Annotated in this window: 16 protein-coding genes; 8 read left to right on the top strand and 8 right to left on the bottom strand. The window is 60.1% G+C overall.

Annotated features, from left to right (window positions below):
• The first annotated feature begins 17 nt into the window (after nt 1-17).
• The 5 genes from CI805_RS08895 (at nt 18) to CI805_RS08875 (ending at nt 5,556) form a co-directional block, all read left to right on the top strand.
• Nucleotides 18-1,133: a glycoside hydrolase family 105 protein gene (locus tag CI805_RS08895; RefSeq protein ID WP_313958546.1), complete on the top strand. Its 1,116-nt coding sequence runs from the start codon at nt 18-20 to the stop codon at nt 1,131-1,133.
• A gap of 121 nt (nt 1,134-1,254) precedes the next feature.
• On the top strand, nt 1,255-2,829 hold the full coding sequence (locus CI805_RS08890; RefSeq protein WP_260922143.1) for an MFS transporter: 1,575 nt from the start codon (nt 1,255-1,257) through the stop codon (nt 2,827-2,829).
• Nucleotides 2,830-2,892: 63 nt separating this feature from the next.
• On the top strand, nt 2,893-3,726 hold the full coding sequence (gene kduI, locus CI805_RS08885; protein ID WP_260922141.1) for a 5-dehydro-4-deoxy-D-glucuronate isomerase: 834 nt from the start codon (nt 2,893-2,895) through the stop codon (nt 3,724-3,726).
• Nucleotides 3,727-3,749: 23 nt separating this feature from the next.
• Nucleotides 3,750-4,505, top strand: a complete 756-nt coding sequence (gene kduD, locus CI805_RS08880; RefSeq protein ID WP_260922140.1) for a 2-dehydro-3-deoxy-D-gluconate 5-dehydrogenase KduD — start codon at nt 3,750-3,752, stop codon at nt 4,503-4,505.
• Nucleotides 4,506-4,542: 37 nt separating this feature from the next.
• Nucleotides 4,543-5,556: a sugar kinase gene (locus CI805_RS08875; RefSeq protein ID WP_260922139.1), complete on the top strand. Its 1,014-nt coding sequence runs from the start codon at nt 4,543-4,545 to the stop codon at nt 5,554-5,556.
• A gap of 11 nt (nt 5,557-5,567) precedes the next feature.
• Here the strand turns inward: CI805_RS08875 and CI805_RS08870 are convergent, their stop codons facing one another.
• Nucleotides 5,568-6,344, bottom strand: coding sequence for an IclR family transcriptional regulator (locus tag CI805_RS08870; protein ID WP_260922137.1), 777 nt, complete (start codon nt 6,342-6,344; stop codon nt 5,568-5,570).
• 184 nt (nt 6,345-6,528) lie between these two features.
• On the opposite strand from CI805_RS08870, the gene mazG reads away from it, so the two are divergent.
• Nucleotides 6,529-7,335, top strand: a complete 807-nt coding sequence (gene mazG / locus CI805_RS08865) for a nucleoside triphosphate pyrophosphohydrolase (protein WP_260922134.1) — start codon at nt 6,529-6,531, stop codon at nt 7,333-7,335.
• Here the strand turns inward: mazG and hflX are convergent.
• From hflX to dusB, 7 genes are all read right to left on the bottom strand, one after another.
• Entirely contained in the window at nt 7,312-8,649 is a 1,338-nt protein-coding gene (gene hflX / locus CI805_RS08860) for a GTPase HflX (protein ID WP_260922131.1), read from the bottom strand. The two genes, mazG and hflX, sit on opposite strands and share 24 nt — an antisense overlap.
• Before the next feature lie 30 nt (nt 8,650-8,679).
• A complete protein-coding gene (gene hfq / locus CI805_RS08855) occupies nt 8,680-9,264 on the bottom strand; it encodes an RNA chaperone Hfq (protein ID WP_260922114.1) in 585 nt (194 codons plus the stop codon).
• Nucleotides 9,265-9,398: 134 nt separating this feature from the next.
• Nucleotides 9,399-10,808 (bottom strand): sigma-54-dependent transcriptional regulator, encoded by a 1,410-nt coding sequence (locus tag CI805_RS08850; RefSeq protein ID WP_260922111.1) that lies wholly within the window; start codon nt 10,806-10,808, stop codon nt 9,399-9,401.
• A gap of 48 nt (nt 10,809-10,856) precedes the next feature.
• Entirely contained in the window at nt 10,857-13,034 is a 2,178-nt protein-coding gene (locus tag CI805_RS08845; protein ID WP_260927890.1) for an ATP-binding protein, read from the bottom strand.
• Between the two features lie 111 nt (nt 13,035-13,145).
• The gene (locus CI805_RS08840) at nt 13,146-14,561 is read right to left on the bottom strand and encodes a sigma-54-dependent transcriptional regulator (RefSeq protein WP_260922109.1); all 1,416 of its coding nucleotides are present in this window, start codon (nt 14,559-14,561) and stop codon (nt 13,146-13,148) included.
• Nucleotides 14,558-15,703, bottom strand: coding sequence for a two-component system sensor histidine kinase NtrB (locus CI805_RS08835; RefSeq protein ID WP_260922106.1), 1,146 nt, complete (start codon nt 15,701-15,703; stop codon nt 14,558-14,560). The genes CI805_RS08840 and CI805_RS08835 overlap by 4 nt, the downstream gene beginning before the upstream one ends.
• Complete coding sequence (gene dusB / locus CI805_RS08830) at nt 15,700-16,746, bottom strand: tRNA dihydrouridine synthase DusB (protein WP_260927888.1); 1,047 nt, start codon at nt 16,744-16,746, stop codon at nt 15,700-15,702. Before dusB ends, CI805_RS08835 begins: the two co-directional genes overlap by 4 nt.
• A 79-nt stretch (nt 16,747-16,825) precedes the next feature.
• Here dusB and CI805_RS08825 point away from each other — a divergent pair, with 79 nt between their 5' ends.
• Nucleotides 16,826-18,022 (top strand): bifunctional 2-C-methyl-D-erythritol 4-phosphate cytidylyltransferase/2-C-methyl-D-erythritol 2,4-cyclodiphosphate synthase, encoded by a 1,197-nt coding sequence (locus tag CI805_RS08825; protein ID WP_260922104.1) that lies wholly within the window; start codon nt 16,826-16,828, stop codon nt 18,020-18,022.
• Nucleotides 18,023-18,033: 11 nt separating this feature from the next.
• Entirely contained in the window at nt 18,034-18,528 is a 495-nt protein-coding gene (locus CI805_RS08820; RefSeq protein ID WP_260922101.1) for a hypothetical protein, read from the top strand.
• Nucleotides 18,529-18,550: the final 22 nt, after the last annotated feature.

Raw genomic sequence — 18,550 nt, 5'->3', positions numbered from 1 at the left:
CTTTCAGGAGACCCCACTTGGCCGCCCTTACGCACGACATTCCGCGCGAGGACATCGTCCGCTCCATCGACCTGCTGATGGACAACCTCGTCAACATCAAGGACGAGACCGGCGAATTCCTCCTGCACCTCGAAGACGGTCGCGTGATCGACACCAAGGGCTGGGCCGGATGGGAATGGACCCACGGCGTCGGCCTCTTCGGCATGTGGCGCTATTTCGAGCAGACCGGCGATGACAAGGCATTGAGCATCATCAAGCAATGGTTCGAGGATCGCTTCGCCGAAGGCACGCCGACCAAGAACATCAACACGATGGCCCCGTTCATCACACTCGCCTATCTCTACGAGTACGAGCCGGACCCGCGCTACATCCCTTATCTGGATACATGGGCCGAATGGCTGATGGCGCCCGATGGATTGCCCAAGACCGAGGAAGGCGGCTTCCAGCACATCGTCTATAATGACGAAAATCCGGGCGAGATGTGGGACGACACCCTGATGATGTCGGTGCTGCCGCTCGCCAAGATCGGCCTGTTGCTGAACCGCCCGCAGTATGTCGAGGAAGCCAAGCGCCAGTTCCTCGTTCACATCAAATACCTGTTCGATCGTAAGACCGGGCTGTGGTTCCACGGCTGGGACTTCACCGATCGCCACAACTTCGCCGAAGCGCTTTGGGCGCGCGGAAACTGCTGGGTGACGATCGCCATTCCCGAGATCATCGAGATCCTGAACCTGCCCGAAGGGGATGCCTTCCGCACCTTCCTGATCGACACACTCACCGCGCAGGTAAAGACGCTGGCAGAGACGCAGGATGCAGAGACCGGCCTGTGGCACACGCTCATCGTCGATCCGACGAGCTATCTGGAAGCTTCGGCCACCGCCGGGTTCGCGTATGGAATCCTGAAGGCCGTGCGCAAGGGCTATCTGCCCCGCCATTACGAGGCCGTGGGCATCGCGGCGGTAAAGGGCGTGCTCGCCAATATCGACGAGACCGGCGAACTTCAGCAGGTGAGCTTCGGCACCGCGATGGGTGACACGATGCAGTTCTACAAGGACATAGCCCTCACCTCGATGCCCTATGGCCAGAGTCTGGCGATCTGCGCGCTCGGCGAATTCCTGCGCAGCTATATTTGACTTGAAACGTCGCGCTCCGGTGCGGCACATTAACTCCGACAAGAAAAGGCGACAGCGGTCCCCCAAGAGACCGCGCCGCCAGAGCCGGACAACCGGCAAACCATGGTAGAGGATGCCCGCGATGCCCGAACAAGACGGCAGACCCACGCGACAGGTGCGCCTGACAACGTATCTCGGCTACGGCTCGAACGACGTGCTGGGCGCGGGCTCGATGGCAGTGATTTCCGGCTGGGTCCTGATCTTCTACACCCAGTTCTGCGGACTTTCCGCTGCTGAAGCCGGATTGATTTTCGCCGTCGCCCGCGTGCTCGATGCTTTCGCGTCGCCGATGATCGGCTATATCTCCGATCACTTCGGCGCGACCGCACTCGGGCGTCGATTTGGACGCCGCCGGTTCTTCATCCTCGCTGCCATTCCCCTGTTGCCCAGCTTTGCCCTGATGTGGCTGCCGGGCATGCATTTCTGGTACTATCTGGTCAGCTACGTGCTGTTCGAACTGGTCTACGCAATGGAGATCATCCCGTTCGAGACACTCGCGGCAGAAATGTCGAGCGATTACCGCACGAAAGCCAAGTTCGCCGGATCGCGTATCCTGTTCGGCCAGGCCGCCGCGATCCTTGCCGGCTTTCTTCCGCTCTGGCTCATCACCGCGCTGGGCCGCGACAGCGCCGCGACGTTCTTTTACATGGGCTGCATCTTCGCCGTGCTGTTCATGGCGACCGCCGCCTGTCTGTGGGCGGTCAGTTGGGAGCGGCATATCCCTGCCGCCGCTGATCCGGCCCAGGCACACAAGTCACAGGCTGCCAGTCCCCTCGACGCGATCAAGGCCCTGTATCGCAATCTGTTCTCGACGATGCGCATCCGGGCGTTCCGGCTGCATCTGGGCATGTATCTCGGCGGCTATATCAGCCAGGATATCTTCAACGCCGCCTTCACCTTCTTCGTGATCTTCGCGCTGGCAGGATCGACCGCTGTGGCCTCGGGCCTTCTGGGCACGATGTACATCGTCCAGTTCGTTGCGGTAATCGTGGCGATCAACATGGCGCTGCGGGCATCCCCCTCCATGGCCTACCAGATCGCGGCGGCGTCGTTCGCGGCGGGCGCGCTGATGCTGGTATTCCTCTGGGCCATGGGCATTTCTGCGAGCGGCCCGATCATCTGGGCACCCATCGTGCTTGCGGGCCTTGGTCGCGGGGCGCTCAACTACATCCCATGGGCCACGTACAATTACATGGCCGATGTCGACGAGATCGTGACCGGACGTCGCCGTGAGGGTGCTTTTGCAGGCGTCATGACTTTTGTGCGCAAGGCAACCCAGGCTGCTGCCGTCGCCGGCGTCGGCATCGTCATGGAAGCGGGCGGATTTGTTTCAGGGGCGCAGGTTCAATCCGACGATGCCGTCGTCACGATTGCTGCGCTGCTGGGCTTCGGCACCGTCGCCATGCTGATTTTCGGCATTCTGGTATCCACACGCTTTCGCCTTTCGCCCAAGACGCACGCCATCCTCATGGCTGAAATCGAGCATCTGCGCGCCGGACACCGAGCGCCATCGAGCCCGGAAGCGGGACGCGTGGTCGAAGACCTGTCCGGCTGGCGATACGATCAACTCTGGGGTCGCAATCCGCTCAGCGATGATCCGGCATCCGAGCTTCACCCGCATCGCAATGTGAACCTTAATTCCATATCGCGGGATTAAGCCTTTCACTCCCCATGAGCGCGCTATAACCGGCGACAAGAACACGAATTTTCGGAGAGTCCCATGTTTGAGAAGACCTATCACGCCACGCACCCCGACATGATGCAGTGCGTCGACAATGAGGACCTGCGCGATCGCTATCTGGTTGGCAGCATGTTCGAGCCCGGCAAAGTCTGCCTGAACTACTCTCATAACGAGCGTTTCGTGATCGGCGGCGCGGTTCCGGCTGGCGGCTCGATCAAGCTGCCGGAACAGAGCGAGCCCGCCTCGGCCAAGGGCCACCCCTTCCTCGAACGGCGCGAGGCTGGCATCGTCAACATCGGCGGCCCCGGCGCGATTGTCGTTGACGGTACGCGATACGAAATGGGCAACAAGGAGTGCCTCTACGTGCCGATGGGCACGAACGAGGTCATCTTCGAAGGCGCCGAAGCGCGCTATTACATTGCCTCGCTTCCGGCCCACAAGGTGTGCCCGATCAAGAAGATCACGCTGGCCGAGGCGAACCCGCTGGAGCGCGGCGATCTGGCCAACTCCAACCATCGCACGATCTATCAGTTGGTCATCCCCGGCGTGTGCGAAAGCGCGCAGCTTCTGCTTGGGCTGACCGTTCTGGAGACCGGTAGCGTGTGGAACACGATGCCCCCGCATCTCCACGACCGTCGCAGCGAGATCTACCTCTACTTCGATCTGCAGGGCGGCGACCGCGTGTTCCACTACATGGGCGAGCCCGAAGCGATGCGCCACATCGTCATCGAGAACGAGGAAGCCGTGATCTCGCCGCCGTGGTCCGTCCACATGGGTTCGGGCACCAAGTCCTACGCCTTCATCTGGGCGATGGGTGGCGAGAACCTCGATTATACGGACATGAACGTCCTCGACATCTGCCAGCTCAAGTAAGCATTCGGGCAAGAGGACAGGACATGGCCATATCCTTCGATCTGACCGGCAAGACGGCGCTCGTCACCGGCGCCAATACGGGTATCGGACAGGCGATCGCGGTCGCCTTTGCCGAGGCCGGTGCCGACGTTGCCGTCGCGGGGCGCTCGGAACCTTCCGAAACGCTGGAGAAAATTGCCGCGACCGGACGCAAGGCCGTTAACATCAGGGCCGATCTCTCCACAATCGCTCCAGTCCAGCGCGTCGTCGATGAGACCGTCGCAGAGCTGGGGCGCATCGACATTCTCGTCAACAACGCCGGGATCATCCGCCGCGACGACCTGCTCCAGTTCTCCGAAGAGGACTGGGACGCGGTCATCGACACCAATCTCAAGACGCTGTTCTTCCTCAGTCAGGCCGCTGCCAGGGGCATGGCCGAGCGGGGTGCGGGGAAGATCATCAACATCGCTTCGCTGCTGACCTTCCAGGGCGGCATCCGCGTACCAAGCTATGCTGCCGCCAAGTCCGGTGTCGGCGGCGTGACCAAGGCAATGGCAAACGAACTGGCGCCGCGCGGCGTGCAGGTCAATGCCATTGCGCCGGGCTACATCGCCACCAACAACACTGCCGCGCTACAAGCTGACGAAACACGCAGTCGCCAGATTCTGGAGCGCATTCCCACAGGCCGCTGGGGACGCCCAGAAGACATTGCCGGCGCGGCGGTATTTCTCGCCTCTCAGGCCTCCGACTATGTCACAGGACAAGTGCTGGCAGTCGACGGCGGATGGCTTGCGCGCTAAGAGGTCTGTCCACATTGTCTGACCGGATACCGTTACGATGACTCGCATCGCCTGCTTTGGTGAGCTTCTCTGCCGCCTTTCGCCTCCGGGACGGACGTTGCTGCGTACCGCGACCAGCCTTGACCTGCATGTCGGTGGGGCAGAGGCCAATGTCGCGATCGGCCTTGCCAGTCTGGGGCATTCCACCAGTATGATCGGCCTGATTCCGGATGACGGCCTCGGCGATACCGCGCTCGCAGCCTTGCGCGGTGCCGGCGTGAACTGTGAAGGCCTTCGGCGAGAGCCGGGGCGTATGGGCCTCTACTTCCTGACGCCCGGTGCAAGCCTGCGGTCATCCGAAATTGTCTATGACCGGGCAAACAGCGTCTTTGCATGCGCCGCCCCGGAAAGCTGGGATTGGGATGCCCTGCTGGATGGCATGGACTGGTTACACCTGTCAGGCATCACGCCAGCGCTGGGCGCTGGCCCTGCTCAGGCAGCAATCACCGCAGCCAAGGCCGCGCACGCCAAAGGCATGAAAGTGATCTTCGACGGCAATTACCGTGCTCGGCTATGGGAAGCCTGGGACAGCGACCCGCGCACAACGCTGACCGAACTGGTCAGCCAGGCCGACGTGTTGTTCGGCAACCATCGCGATATCTCGCTGCTGCTGGGCCAGACTTTCTCCGGCGACGGCCCCGAGCGTCGCCGCGACGCCGCTCTTGCCGCTTTCAAGACTTTCCCGAACCTCTCGATGATCGCCTCCACGGCGCGACACCTCATTGATGCGGACCACCACCGACTGGCGGCGCGTCTCGATACGCCGACACAGCATGTCCAGACCGAGGAACTGTCGATAACGGGAATCATCGACAGGATTGGCGGCGGCGACGCTTTCGCGACGGGTGTGCTTCACGGCCTGCTTTCAGCCGCCCCGGACGATCTCGAAAACATCGCTCGCAGCGGCCTTGCGGTAGCTGCGCTCAAGCACAGCCTCCCCGGAGACGCGAGCCTGTTCGGAATCAAGGATCTCATGGCCTTTATGGAAGGCAGTCTCGACGTCCGGCGCTAGTAGCGCCACGATCAGCGAACCCGGAACCCCACCGCCTCGCTGATTTCGGCCGCCGTCTTCACCACCTTGGCAATCAGCGCATCAGCGATATCGTCGGTAAGATAATGCGCGGCACTGGCAATGGAAATCGCGATCGCGACCTCCTTCTTAGCATCGCGCACTGGTACTGCGATCGATCGCACGCCGTCGCCCAGTTCGCTATCGTGAAAGACATACCCACGGGCGTGGTGCCTTCGCATAGTCTCCATCCACGCCTTCAGCCGTGCGGATGAGATTTTGCCATCGTTCGCCTGACGGTAGAGCGCTTCCCAAGTCGCTTCATCCTCGTCAAACAGCAGCGCCTTGCCGAGCCCCGTCTCGGCAATCGGACGGCGATCCCCCGGCGCGGTGGCAACACGAAGGCGCTGACGGCCGGTCACGCGATCGAGATGTCGAGACCAGTCGCCTTCGCGCTTGCCCACGAAAACGCAGAATCCCGTCTCCTCGGACAAGCGCTCCATGAACGGGCGCGCAACCTGTACATAGTCAATCTGTTCGGTTGCCATCACGCCAAGTTCAAGCAGTTTCGGCCCCAGCCCGAAACCCTCGCGCGTCACCGAAAGATAGCCGCGGGATTTCAGAGCATGAACGAGGCGATGCGCCGTCGTCTTGCTCATTCCCAGCTTACGTGCCAGATCAACGGCGCGGATCGGACCATCAATCACTTCATCGAGAATATCAAGCGCACGCATCAGCGTCTGCGTGCCCTTCACTTCGATTTCGGGCTTGTCTTCGGTAGCGGTAGCCATATGCGTGGTGCCATTATCTTATACCATCCCACTTTGCGGGACGATGACCCATAATTCCACTTGATCTAGAGCATCGCCACGCGCCGTCAACCGCTTCCTGTGCGCAACAGTATCGCACACGTTGCTCATAGGCATCTGGACGGGTAGCCTGGTTTCCTGTTCACATCTCAACCGGAGTTTCCCGATGGCCGCGACGAACCGTACACCGGATCAGGAACTCGCTCGTCTACTGGCCATCATGGTCCGCCTGCGCCATCCCGAGACCGGATGCGAGTGGGACCGCGAACAGACATTCGCGACGATTGCACCTTACACAATAGAAGAAGCTTACGAAGTCGCCGAAGCCATCGCTCATGACGACCTCATTTCACTGCGTGACGAACTGGGAGACCTCTTGTTTCAGGTCGTCTTCCATGCACGCATGGCGGAAGAACGCGGCGCATTCGCTTTCGCTGACGTTGCCGCCGCGATTTCACACAAGATGGAACGCCGCCACCCACATATTTTCGGTGACGTGAACGACCAGCTCGATGTTGAAGGCATACATCGGCGCTGGGAAGAGATCAAAGCATCCGAAAGGGAAGCAAAGGGAGAAACCAGCGCGATTGATGGCGTTGCCGTGACCCTCCCTGCCCTGATGCGTGCAGAAAAGCTGCAGAAGCGTGCGGCACGCGTGGGCTTCGACTGGCCCGAACCCCACAGCGCGGCGGCCAAAGTTGCTGAAGAAGTCGCCGAACTGGCCGAGGCCTCTCCTGAAGAAAAGCTGGAAGAGGCTGGAGACCTGCTGTTTGCAGCCGTCAATCTCGTGCGCCTCAACGGTATTGCCCCGGAAGACGCCTTGCGTGCGGCCAATGCCAAGTTTGAGCGGCGCTTTCGCTCGATGGAACAGTTCGCCAGCGAGGACGGCCATGACTTCGCCATACTCACTCTGGACGAACAAGAGCAGTATTGGCAGGCCGTCAAACGATCAGAGCGAACGGTAACGGCCTAACTCGCGCTCTGTCAGACGCACTTCGATACGGAGCATGGGGCCTTCAGGCCCTTCGCCTCCATCGGTCTCGCTTAGGACTTGCCCGCGCGCATGCAAATAAGCAAGGCGCTGTCCGTCACCTGCCGAAATCAGGAATGTATAGACTTTCGCATCCACTGTAAGCCTGTGACCAACCACATCGAGCAGCCTGTCACAGCCCTCTCCAGTCAGCGCCGATAGCGGAACGATGGTTTCATCGGGGCGATGCTCAACCGCATCTTCCAGTTCAGCTACGCGTTCGGGGCTCAGCAAATCCCACTTGTTCCAGACCTCGATAATCGGGATCGCCCCGTCAATGTTACTATCCTCGTCAGGTAACACACCAAGATCAGCCAGCACATCGAGCACCTGCCGTTTCTGTGCGTCAGTATCGGGATTGGCGATATCGCGCACATGCAGAATGACGTCAGCCGCGGTCACTTCCTCCAGCGTTGCACGGAAGGCGGCAACCAGCTGCGTCGGAAGATCGGAAATGAACCCTACCGTATCCGACAGGATCGCCTTTTCTACCGCTGGCAGGCGCACCGCCCGCATTGTCGGGTCGAGCGTCGCAAAGAGCAGATCCTGCGCCATCACCTCTGCGCCGGTCAGATGATTGAATAGCGTGGACTTACCCGCATTGGTATAACCGACAAGCGCGACAATCGGCCAGGGAGCCTTCTCACGACGATCCCTGTGCAGCCCCCGCGTACGGCGCACTTGCTCCAGCTCGCGGCGGATCTTCGCCATGCGATCACGGATCATGCGGCGATCCGCCTCGATCTGGGTTTCACCTGGACCACCAAGGAACCCGAAACCACCGCGCTGGCGTTCAAGGTGCGTCCAACTGCGCACAAGACGCCCCGCCTGATAATCGAGATGCGCGAGTTCTACCTGGAGGCGGCCTTCCGCCGTCGCCGCGCGCTCACCGAAAATCTCCAGAATAAGCCCGGTACGATCGATGACCTTGCGCTTGAGCTTCTCCTCAAGATTGCGCTGCTGAATGGCCGACAACGCACCATCAACGATAATCAGCTCAGCCTCATTCAATTGGCAGGCTGCAGAAATATTCTGAATCTGCCCTTCGCCAAAGAGCGTGCCCGCACGCGGTTCTCGGATCGGGATTGCCATCGCTTCGACGACTTCCAGGCCGATCGCCAGCGCAAGGCCACGCGCTTCTTCTAGGCGCGCTTCGGTGTCGAGATCGCTCACAGGGCCACGCGGCCCGCGCATTTGCGGATAGGCCACGAGGACACGCGCGCCACGCGTGACCTCGCCCTTCAATTCATCTGTCAATGCCGGTCAGCTTTTTTCTGAAATGCCAGTTCAGTCGTCCTGCGCTTCTTCGTGCGCCTGCAGATCGACCGGTGTAACCGGCTGGATGGTCGATACAGCATGCTTGTAAGCCAGCTGAACGTAGCCCTCGCGCTCCAGCAGCATGCAGAACAGGTCATACGCGGCAACGCGCCCCTGAAGCATGACGCCGTTGATGAGAAACATGGTCACCTGCACGCTCGCACTGCGAATGCTGGACAGGAACACATCCTGAAGCACGCGCGTTTTCTTGGCGCTTTCCGGACCACCGAACTGGTTCACATCGACCGGAGTCGAAGGCATGATCGTCGAGATCGCATGCTTGTAAACCAGCTGCGACTGTCCGTCACGGCGAAGCAGGATCGAGAAATTGTCGAACCAGGTCACGATACCCTGGAGCTTCACACCCTTGACAAGGAACATCGTGACAGGTGTCTTGTTCTTACGCAGCAGGTTCAGGAACTGGTCCTGAAGATTTTGCCCTTTGCCAGCAGACGATCCGGCGCTTACCGGGGTTGCTGCAGCCGGCGCGGCGGCAGTCGCTTCCTGCGCTGCAGGCTCGGATTTCGGACGTGCTGTCAGCGTACGACCAGCCATCTCGTCATTCTCCTTCTTTTTGGCAGCCGCCTATGCGGTCCGCAATCTGGCCCGTGCTACCCACTTGGACCGTTGGAGGCGAAAAGCTACCTCCTTGCTGCAATGCAGTAAACGGGTAAAATTGTCCCAGGCGGTTACGTCTCGACCGGGCCTTCTTCATCGCCTTCCAGTTCGCCCTCCCGCCTTTCGGACATACCCAACAGCTTGAGCTTTCGATGCAAGGCTGAACGCTCCATGCCGATAAAAGACGCTGTACGCGAGATATTCCCCGAAAATCGGCGGATCTGCACCTTAAGATACTCGCGCTCGAAGCTTTCTCGAGCCTCGCGCAAGGGAGCGCTCATCATGACTGACATACCTGAATCGCCCTGACTGCGAGTACTGAAAATCTCCGGCGGCAACATGTCAGCGGAGATTTCCTCCAGCTTTTCCCGCGGCGCCATAATAACTGTCCGCTCAACGACATTGCGCAACTGCCGAACGTTGCCGGGCCACTCATACGCCTGAAGCGCCGTCATCGCCTCAGCGCTTACAAGCGGCGGGATGACGCCCTGCTCGCTGGCATAGCGCGCGAAGAAGTGATCGATGAGTGCCGGAACATCTTCGCGCCGCTCACGCAAGGCGGGGATAGCGATTGGCACGACGTTCAGACGATAGAATAGATCTTCGCGGAACCGCCGCTCGGCTATCTCCTTCTCCAGATCGCGTGAGGTTGAGGAGACCACCCGAACATCGACGCGTATCTGCCGCGTTCCACCCACGCGCACAAACGCCTGATCCGTCAGCACCCTCAGGATTCGCGCCTGAGTAGAGAGCGGCATATCGGCCACTTCATCGAAATAAAGTGTTCCACCATCGGCCATTTCAAGAAGACCAGGCCGAATAAGCGCGCCATCAGCCTCCTCCCCAAACAACTCCTGCTCGAAACGCTCAGGCGTAATCCGCGCGGAATTGACGCTCACAAAGGCATTGTTAGCTCGCGGCGACCACGCATGGAGAATGCGTGCAGCCACTTCCTTGCCCGAGCCGGCAGGTCCGGTGATCAGCAGCCGGCTTCCGGTGTTCGCTACCCGCTTCAGCGTGGCTCGCACCTGATTGATCGCACTGCTGGAGCCGGTAAATTCCTCGTTGCCGGAATAATCCTGCCGCAGTTGCTGGTTCTCGCGCCTTAGGCGCTCAGTCTCGGTCGCACGCCCGACAAGGTGCAAAAGGCGCTCAGCCTCGAACGGTTTTTCGATGAAATCCATCGCACCACGGCTGATCGCAGCGACTGCGGTGTCGATGTTGCCATGCCCAGAGAAAATGATGACCGGCAACTCAGGCTCCCGCGCCTTGATCGCATCAAGGATTTCGAGCCCGTCCATTGGACTGCCGTGAAGCCATACGTCGAGCAGAACCAGTGACGGACGGCGTGCATCAACGGCCGCCAATGCCGCGACGCTGTCGCCTGCGGTACGGCATTCGTAACCTTCGTCACTCAGGACGCCAGCGACCAGCTCGCGGATGTCGCGCTCGTCGTCGACGATCAGGATATCAAGAGCCATGGGGGAATTTCTCGATGTGCTTGGGGGGAAAGGCATGAGCGAGGGAGATCATACGTCGATGGCCTCCGGCTTGCGAGTGGCGAGAAGCGGATCGGTCGCGAAGCGCATCACCACTTCAGTGCCTCCGCCCACCGCAGGCAGGAAGGTCATCTCCCCACCGTGCTCCTCGATAATCTTGTTGACGATAGCGAGACCAAGGCCGGTGCCCTTTTCCCGCGTAGTGACATATGGCTCGATGATCCGTTCGCGATCCTGCGAAAGGCCAATGCCGTTGTCACGAATACGGACACGGGCAGAGCCTGGAAGACCATCGACGGCAACTGCAATCAGGCCGCGATATCCCTCACCGATCTGCGCTGCCTTTGCCTCGATAGCCTCAACCGCATTCTTGAGAACATTGGTCATGGCCTGCCCGAATTGATGCCGATCACAATCGATCGAGCCAAGTTCTGAATCGCTGGCGAACTCGAACTCGATATCGGGGCGCGCAATTTCCTGGAGAAACAAGGCCTGCCGGGTTAGGGCGACCGGGTCTTCAGCGCGAAAAACGGGCTTCGGCAATCGCGCGAAAGAGGAGAACTCATCGACCATTTTCCGCAAATCGCCGACCTGACGAATGATCGTTCGGGTCAGGTCCTCGAACAATTCCGGATTATCGGTGATCTGCTTACGATAACGGCGGCTCAAACGCTCTGTCGCCAACTGTATAGGCGTTAGCGGATTCTTGATTTCATGCGCGATGCGTCTCGCGACATCCGACCAGGCGGCCGTGCGCTGATCCAGCAATTGTCGCGTGATATCTTCAAAGGTGATGACATGGCCGGTCACATCGCGACTGGTCTTCACTGCCAGCGTAAGCAGATCCCCGCCTCGACTGTATTGAACCAGTCCCCCGGCGTTCCCCTGTTCCACAACAGCGGCGATCTGCGGAGCCACTTCAGCAAGGTGCCGCCCCACGAATTCAACCTCAGCCCCCGGTTGACTCAGCAACTTCTGCGCCATCGAGTTCATCAGCAGGACTTCCCCTGCCGCATCGAGCGAGACAATGCCCGATGTCACCGATTCGAGCACCGCTTCGATAAACACGCTACGCTCGTGCAGCTCACGGTTCGCGCTCAGGAGATCCTGCGTCTGCTTGTCGATCTGCGCGGTCATGCGATTGAATGCCCGATTAAGCAGCCCGATCTCGTCTGCCCCCGTGCGCCCTTCAAGCCGCAAGGCATAGTTACCTGCACCGACCCGTCGTGCAGCATCGACCAGTTCGTAGAGTGGTTTGACCTGCCGGTCAGCAAATCGCAGCGCAAACCATATTGAAAGCCCAACCAAAACCAGCGAGGCAATGAACAGCGCGACATTGAACCGCAACTGGAGCACTCGGGCGCGATTAGTCAGAACCTCGTAAGCCTGCACGATGTTCTCTGCGCGCTGCCCCTGACTGAGCGCCAGAAGATCAGATGCGCGGGCTGTATATAGATAGATGCCACGCTCACGCTCGATCGGGGCAACCGCAACGATCCGGTTTGCGTTAGATGCCGTCGCCATAGGCTCGCCCCTGTCAAGCTGGGCAAGCTCATCCTTGGTGATCCGCTGCTCCTGCCCTTTCCTGTCAGGATCGACGATGATCGGGGTTCGCTGTTTGCCATCGGCATCAACCTGAACAATGGCAGCCATCGACAGATTACGGCGCAGCACCGCATCAGCCAGAAACGCCTGAAAAGTGGGACTGGCAACCGCGTTCTCGTTCAGCATGATGCGCGTATCCTGCGCCATCGCAACCGTTTGATACCCAACATCGCGCCGTGCCTGGTCGTAATATCCCAAGGCCAGTTTGTTGGCATTCTCCAAAAGGCCGCGTGAACTGTCAGAGAACCAGAATTCCACGCCGGACTGGAACAGCCATGACGCGAACACTACCACAAGCAGCGTCGGGATGGCAGATATCAACGAAAACAAGAAGACCAGCCGAACGTGCATCAAACCGGTGCCGCCGATACTCTCCTGCGCACGGCGAAGCGCCATGCGGCGCCCGAACAGCACCAGAATCGTCAACGCCGGAACGAGCGTCCCGACCAGCAGGCTCGCCGTAAGATCGGACGGCAGCAACTTGCCGTTATCGGCATTGGACGTGAGCGCGTACCAAGTGGTCGCTGTCATCACCAGGAAGGCGACAATTGCGATCACGGCAATCACGGCGAACAGGTTTGCGCGTCGGGCTACGACTTGCATTCGTCGCCACCAGCGCGGCCAGGCGCGTTTATGAACGGTAAGCTCATCCATCGTTGCCATCATACAACACTGCTGTTGCTTAACGGCAAGAGAAAATCCGTAGCCCGCGCATCAGGGACGACGGACAAACTCCTCCGGATCCAGAGCCAACTCGCCGAGGCGCTTGCGCAATGTATTGCGATTTATACCGAGTGCGCTTGCCGCACGCAGTTGGTTGCCGCCGGTCTCACGTAACACTTGTGCGAATAAGGGCCGTTCGAAGGCTGCCATGGCACGGACATAAATTGTCCCTGCTGTCGGCTGCTCCTGAGTCAACCACAGATACACAGCATCATCAATGCCAAGTGCGCCAGGGTCCCCGTTCGCGGATTGCGCTGCCTCTTGCGTCAATAACGGCGCAAGCCCATCAACGTCCACCAGGTCTTCGCGCGCCAACAGCGCAAGACGATAGATGAAGTTCTTCAACTCACGGACGTTACCCCGCCAGGGCTGCTGGCGCAGCAGTTCTATTGCCTGCGTCGTCAACTGCCTGCGCGGCAACCCTTCTCCAGCTGCCAATTGCAGGAAATGGCGCGCCAATACATCGATGTCATCCCGTCGCTCACGTAACGGCGGCGTCACGATCGGCACGACATTCAGACGATAATAGAGGTCCTCCCTGAAACGGCCAGCCGCAATTTCGGGTTCCAGATCCTTGTTCGTCGCAGCGATGATGCGCACGTCGAGAATCACCTCCTCGCGTCCGCCGACCCGGCGAATCGAACCGGACTGCAATGCTCTGAGCAGCCGTGTCTGTGCCTGCATCGGCATATCGCCAATCTCATCGAGAAAAAGCGTGCCGCCGGCCGCCTGTTCGAACTTCCCGACATGACGCGAAACCGCCCCGGTGAAAGCCCCTTTTTCGTGCCCGAACAGTTCGCTCTCGATCAGATCCGCAGGGATCGCCGCAGTGTTGACGGCGACAAAAGGCCCCTCCCGGCGATGACCTAGCTGATGGATAGCTTCGGCGACGAGTTCCTTGCCCGTACCTGATTCACCAAGGATCAGCACCGTCAGATCATTACGCAGAACGCGCGTTATCATGCGGAACACGGTCTGCATCGCCGGGCTGCGGCCTACCAGCGGCACCCCCTCGGCCAGCGGCTCGTCCTCACCCAGCATGCTGCCGACGGATGTTTCCGCAGCTTGCCGCACCGTTCTTGCGAGTTCGTCGATATCAAACGGCTTGGGAAAATACTCAAAAGCCCCCGTGTCAGTGGCGCGAACAGCCGTATCAAGAGTATTCTGCGCCGAAAGCACGATAACAGGAAGAGAAGACGCCACTTCTCGCACACGAGCCAAACTCTCGATGCCGTCACCGTCAGGCAGCATGACATCTGTCACCAACGCCGAGAAGCAATCCGACACCAGCAAGCGATCGCGCTCGGCAAGGGTCGCGCAATGCGTGACCGTCAATCCTTCGGCCTCAAGGGCCGCAGTTATGACCATGGCGATGGACATGTCGTCCTCGACGAGCAGAATACTCATGATCGATCTTTCTTTCCGGACACTCCGTGATTCACGTGCTCGCCTGAAAAATCCAGTGCCAGCGGCAAATGGACCCGGAAATGGGTAAGACCACGATCTTCGTCGCGCTCATGACTGATACGCCCATTCATGTCTCTTATCAGCTTACGTACAAGCGGAAGCCCCAATCCCTGCCCGCTCTTCTTCGTCGTTACGAACGGCTCGAAAATATGTTCGCGCATGGATCCGTCTACGCCGGGACCATTATCCGTCACCCGCAATTCAATCGGCAGGCGCAGCGGAACTCCCGCATCGGTCGTGTGAAGCTGCAAACCGCTTGCGAAACGGGATCTGATGGCTACGCGAGCCCCCGATACATCACGGCAGGCTTCAACCGCATTCGACAGAAGGTTGATGATGACCTGCACCAAGCCATCCGGGCTGCCGAGAACCGATGGCAAGGAGGGGTCGAATTCCTCAACGATTTTTAGCGGTTCACCACGTCCGGCACAGGCGGCTTCGATCACATCGACGGCACGCCGTGCGGAAATATGCAAATTGCAGGATTCCACCGGCGCAACCGTGCGTCGGCTTAATTTCTGCATCTGCTCGATCAACGTCGCAATTCGATCGACCTCCCCGGTGATCAGATCGGTGAGCGCCCGGTCGCGATCATCAAGCTTGCGGGCCAACAGTTGCGCCGCGCCGCGAATGCCTGCGAGAGGGTTCTTGATCTCGTGCGCAATAATTTCCGGACCGCGCAACACGGCGTTGTCCGCAGTTCCCGAATCCTCTCCAAGAGCTTCAGCCGGACTGTTGTCGTGCAGCGCCAGCACCTGCCAGCCCGGCGTGTCCGCCAATGGCGCAAGATTTATGTCTATCCGGCGCTGCCCCCGCCCCCTGAGATTGACGGCGATCTCGCGCGCACTCAGAGGCGTTTCATAATCAAGCAAGCGCTCTGCAAGGCGCGGATCCGTCAGTTCCATCACCGCATCCAGCGATTGCCCGGAAAGGCGGCGCTGCGACTGACCAAAGAATTGCTCGGCCGCCGGATTGACCGACGCGATCCGCAAGCCCGGCTCCAGCAGGACCACTGCCTGCGGCAGACTGGCGAGCATCCGGCTCGCTTCAGGCAACGAGGGCGTACGGACCAGCGGCGTCATGCAGCCCGCAAGTCATCCGGCAGCTCACCCACCTCATTGCCCCCACAATATGGAGCGTAGAATGCTTCAAGCTCACGCAGAACGGCATCCGCGTCCTGAATGAAGTTCACTTTGTTCCGGAATTCCGCCGAGCCTCGAACACCCTTGATGTACCAACCCAGATGCTTGCGCGCCATCTTGACGCCGGTGTCTTCACCATAGTGGTCGAGCATGTCCTGATAGTGACGGCGAATGATCTCGTACTGTTCTGCCACAGTCGGATCTGCGTCAACCGACTGACCACGCCACCACTGCATGACCTGAGCAAGAAACCACGGACGACCGTAGGCACCACGCCCAATCATGAGGCCGTCTGCCCCGGACTGCTCCAGCGCCTGCGCTGCGTCCGCGATCGTGCAGATGTCACCATTGACAACCACGGGGATCGAGACCGCATCTTTCACGCGGCGCACGAAAGCCCAATCGGCGCTTCCTTTATACATCTGGTTACGAGTGCGCCCATGGACGGTAATCATCTTGGCGCCCAGATCCTCGGCAATACGAGCGAGTTCCGGTGCGTTCAGGCTGTCATGGCACCACCCCATACGCATCTTGACCGTCACCGGCACCTTTACCGCCTTCACGGTTGCCTCGATCAGTCTGGTCGCGAGCGGAACCTGACGCATCAGCGCGGAACCGGCATCGCCGTTGACGACCTTACGAACCGGGCACCCCATGTTGATGTCGATAATCGCCGCTCCGCGATCCTCGACCAGTTTCGCTGCCTCGGCCATCTGCTCGGGATCGCAGCCGACCAACTGCATCGAGACCGGGTCTTCGACCTTGTCCCACATCGCCTTTTGCAACGACACACGCGTTTCGCGAATCGCCGCTGGGCTCGCGATCATCTCGGTGACATTCAAGCCAGAACCGAACGCGCGCACCATCCGACGAAACGGCAAGTCCGAAACGCCCGTCATCGGCGCCAGCACGACCGGGCAGTCGATCTGGACCGGACCGACCATGATCGGCTTCAATTCGGGCGAAATCGGATAATTGGACATTTTGTAACCAGCGTGCCTAAAAAACAGGCAGCGCATAATCCATTGCCCTTCTCACGGCAAGAGACTACCGGCGACGACGATGTCGCCTACACCTGCCACATCTGCCCAGGATGCAGTCCAACCACCCGAAAAGGTTGGCGGGGTTGGCGCTATCGTCGTAGCCGCAGGCCAGGGCCTGCGCGCCGGTCAGCCGCTTCCTAAACAGTTCGCCCTCTGGCGCGGCAAACCGGTGATACGCCATTCGGTCGAAACGCTCGTTCGCGCCGGCATTACGCCGGTTCTGGTGGTCATCCCAGAGGGGACAGAGCACGTCGCCACATCCGCGCTTGCCGGGCTCGAAGGCGTTCACTTCACCAATGGCGGCGACAGCCGACAGGATTCCGTGCGACGCGGACTGGAAGCGCTGGCCTCGCACGCCCCTTCCCAGGTGCTGATCCATGATGCTGCCCGACCTGCTCTGCCAATGCCAGTGCTGGAACGTCTGCTCGAAGCTCTTGCCAGTCAGCCAGGCGCAATTCCCGTACTGCCTGTGCCGGACAGCCTCACCCATATCGAAATCGACGCTGACATGCCGGTGATGGGCGCTCCAGCCCGCCGCGAAGATTTACGTCGCGTACAGACACCGCAAGCCTTTCGTTTCGCTGAAATCCTGTCGGCGCATCGCGAATGGGATGGTCCACTGACCGCGAGCGATGATGCACAAGTCGCGCAGGCTAATGGCCTCACCATAGCGCTGATCGAAGGAGACGAAGCCCTGCACAAGCTGACTTATGCAGCCGATTTCGCGACTGAAGCCCCCTTGATGCGTGTCGGGACAGGCTACGACGTGCACGCCCTTGTCGAAGGGGAGGAACTGTGGCTTGCAGGCATTCGGATCGAACATACTCACGGCCTTTCAGGCCATAGTGATGCCGACGTAGCCATTCACGCGCTGGTAGATGCGATGCTCGGCGCGGTAGGGGCTGGCGATATTGGTCAGCACTTCCCGCCATCCGATCCGCAGTGGCGCGGCGCTGCCTCTGACCAGTTCCTGGCCCATGCTGCAAAGCTTGCTGGCGAAGCCGGGTATCGCCTCGGCAATGCAGATCTCACCATCATTTGCGAAGCGCCCAAGATCGGCCCCCACCGCGAAGCGATGCGCCAGCGACTGGCAGCTATCCTGAACGTCGATCCGGTTCTGATCAGCGTGAAGGCCACCACGACCGAAAAGCTGGGCTTTACCGGGCGCAGTGAAGGCATCGCCGCACAGGCGGCCGTGTGCATGGTACGCTCATGAGGCCAACTGCAATGAGCCTCGCCACCTCGAAATGGGCTGCAGCCGCGCTTGCTCTAGGTGCGCTGGCATCCAACAATGCTGCACAGGCGGCGGATAGCGCCTGCCTGACACGCAGTGAAGCATCCTCGCTGATGACATATGCCCTGCCCGACGTCATCAGCGGGACTGCGGCACGTTGCCAGCAGGCACTGCCGCCCGGCGCTTTTCTGCCGACTGGCGGCAACGCGCTGGCGCAAAGGTACAGCCGCCAGCGCGCTGCCGTATGGCCCGCCGCACGCGCAGCTTTTCTGAAATTCGCAAAATCCGGGCATCTCGATCAAGGCACCGGCCTGTTCGCGGCTTTACCTGAAGCGACACAGCAACAGCTTGTGGGCGTGACCGTTCAGGGCTTCGTTGCGCAGGCCATTCCGCTTGACCAGTGCAGCCGCATCGACACCGTGATAGGCTTGATGGCACCGCTACCCCCGAAAGCACCGCCCGACTGCTTGCCGTATTTATCGACATGACCGCCCGAAATCGCCAGACCAC

This window comes from Novosphingobium sp. 9 (genome assembly GCF_025340265.1).
Classification (GTDB): domain Bacteria; phylum Pseudomonadota; class Alphaproteobacteria; order Sphingomonadales; family Sphingomonadaceae; genus Novosphingobium.
This window is presented reverse-complemented; position numbering and strand designations above follow the sequence as displayed.

What these genes read in the sequence shown, in the direction of transcription:
- CI805_RS08890 (WP_260922143.1), top strand. Translation starts at nt 1,255, where the DNA reads ATGCCCGAACAAGACGGCAGACCCACGCGACAGGTGCGCCTGACAACG.
- kduI (WP_260922141.1), top strand. Translation starts at nt 2,893, where the DNA reads ATGTTTGAGAAGACCTATCACGCCACGCACCCCGACATGATGCAGTGC.
- kduD (WP_260922140.1), top strand. Translation starts at nt 3,750, where the DNA reads ATGGCCATATCCTTCGATCTGACCGGCAAGACGGCGCTCGTCACCGGC.
- CI805_RS08875 (WP_260922139.1), top strand. Translation starts at nt 4,543, where the DNA reads ATGACTCGCATCGCCTGCTTTGGTGAGCTTCTCTGCCGCCTTTCGCCT.
- CI805_RS08870 (WP_260922137.1), bottom strand. Translation starts at nt 6,344, where the DNA reads ATGGCTACCGCTACCGAAGACAAGCCCGAAATCGAAGTGAAGGGCACG.
- mazG (WP_260922134.1), top strand. Translation starts at nt 6,529, where the DNA reads ATGGCCGCGACGAACCGTACACCGGATCAGGAACTCGCTCGTCTACTG.
- hfq (WP_260922114.1), bottom strand. Translation starts at nt 9,264, where the DNA reads ATGGCTGGTCGTACGCTGACAGCACGTCCGAAATCCGAGCCTGCAGCG.
- CI805_RS08850 (WP_260922111.1), bottom strand. Translation starts at nt 10,808, where the DNA reads ATGGCTCTTGATATCCTGATCGTCGACGACGAGCGCGACATCCGCGAG.
- CI805_RS08845 (WP_260927890.1), bottom strand. Translation starts at nt 13,034, where the DNA reads ATGCAAGTCGTAGCCCGACGCGCAAACCTGTTCGCCGTGATTGCCGTG.
- CI805_RS08840 (WP_260922109.1), bottom strand. Translation starts at nt 14,561, where the DNA reads ATGAGTATTCTGCTCGTCGAGGACGACATGTCCATCGCCATGGTCATA.
- CI805_RS08835 (WP_260922106.1), bottom strand. Translation starts at nt 15,703, where the DNA reads ATGACGCCGCTGGTCCGTACGCCCTCGTTGCCTGAAGCGAGCCGGATG.
- dusB (WP_260927888.1), bottom strand. Translation starts at nt 16,746, where the DNA reads ATGTCCAATTATCCGATTTCGCCCGAATTGAAGCCGATCATGGTCGGT.
- CI805_RS08825 (WP_260922104.1), top strand. Translation starts at nt 16,826, where the DNA reads ATGTCGCCTACACCTGCCACATCTGCCCAGGATGCAGTCCAACCACCC.
- CI805_RS08820 (WP_260922101.1), top strand. Translation starts at nt 18,034, where the DNA reads ATGAGCCTCGCCACCTCGAAATGGGCTGCAGCCGCGCTTGCTCTAGGT.